The following is a 396-nucleotide window of genomic DNA, read 5'->3' as shown; positions in this document are numbered from 1 at the left end:
GGCGGCCCACGGCGTCATCATCCGCGACGAGGCCGTCAGCGCCGCGGTGCGCCTGTCCAGCCGCTACATCTCCGGCCGGCAGCTGCCGGACAAGGCGGTGGACCTGCTCGACACGTCCGCGGCCCGCGTGAAGATTGAGCTGTCCACGCGCCCCGAGGAACTGGTGGCGCTGGACCAGGAGATTGCCGCGCTGGAGCGCGAGCGCGACGCGCGCAAGCGAGACCTGGCGGAGGGCACCGGCGGCGAGGACGAGCAGGACGCCCTCAACGAGGCGCTGGAGAAGCTGCGCGCCACGCAGGACGCGCGGGCCACGCTGCACGCGCGCTGGGAGACGGAGCGCACGGCGGTGGCGGCGCTGATGGAGGCGCGCAAGGCGCTGCGCGAGGCGAAGCCGGA

The 396-nt window shown here is 74.5% G+C and carries 1 pseudogene; it reads left to right on the top strand.

Features of this window, described 5'->3' with window-relative positions:
* Nucleotides 1-396 (top strand): annotated as a pseudogene (locus D7Y04_RS43370) (type VI secretion system ATPase TssH); the annotation flags it as partial.

Origin of the sequence: Corallococcus sp. AB038B, assembly GCF_003668955.1 — a bacterium.
Lineage (GTDB): Bacteria > Myxococcota > Myxococcia > Myxococcales > Myxococcaceae > Corallococcus > Corallococcus exiguus.
Note: the sequence above shows the minus strand (reverse complement) of the source record. Positions and strands in the feature narration are given on the sequence as shown.